Source organism: Lysobacter sp. A286, from assembly GCF_054052105.1.
Genome location: NZ_JBSVRJ010000018.1, coordinates 1 through 763, shown reverse-complemented (window position 1 = coordinate 763; position 763 = coordinate 1). Strand labels below are relative to the sequence as shown.

The following is a 763-nucleotide window of genomic DNA, read 5'->3' as shown; positions in this document are numbered from 1 at the left end:
TGAGCCTATCCCCTTGACTCCATTCGATCCTATTCCACCGGGGTCCGGCTAACAAGTGGAAGCATAACCGGACCCAAACGAGGAGCTTGTTTTGGCAAACTGCAGCTATTTGCCACAACAGGAGTGACCGTAATGGGGTGAGCTACCTTTCACCGGGCCCAACCCGCCGCCCCGCTTAATGGAGCAAGTGGCGACGGTGTGCCGTCGACGACACTTGAGCCCGAGGACCGAGGAGGCGTATCGCTTTTGGATCCGTCGCTATATTTTTTTTCACGCTAAGCAGCATCCCCGTGAAGTGGGCCCAGGGGGCATCGCCCCGTTTGTAAACCATCTGGCCACCGCCCGACAGGTTGCGGCCTCCACTCAGTCGCAGGCACTCAATGCGCTGCTCTTCCTCTACCGGGACGTCCTGGCTATCGAGGTCGGCCATTTGGCGGGACTCAAGCGTGTCCAGCGCCGGGACCGACTGCCCGTGGTGCTGTCCACCGAAGAGGTGGCGGCGGTTCTAAACGGCATCGATGGACCGCGCCGGCTAATGGCGGAGCTGTTGTACGGCGCCGGGCTGCGCGTCACCGAATGCATGACCTTGCGCGTCAAGGACGTGGACCTGAAAACGCGGTTGATCCAAGTGCGGGCAGGCAAGGGCGGTAAGGATCGATCCACGCTGTTGCCCGAACGCCTCGTCCAGCCGCTGCAGCGACAATTACTTCGCGTGGCCACCCTCCACCGTCGGGATACTGCCCGAGGCTGGGGGTACGCGCCG

General features: G+C 62.0%; 1 protein-coding gene. It reads left to right on the top strand.

Features of this window, described 5'->3' with window-relative positions; all coding sequences use genetic code 11:
* Nucleotides 1-178: 178 nt before the first annotated feature.
* On the top strand, nucleotides 179-763 hold a 585-nt coding region (locus ACW7G0_RS14210), incomplete at its 3' end, for a phage integrase N-terminal SAM-like domain-containing protein (protein WP_456990657.1).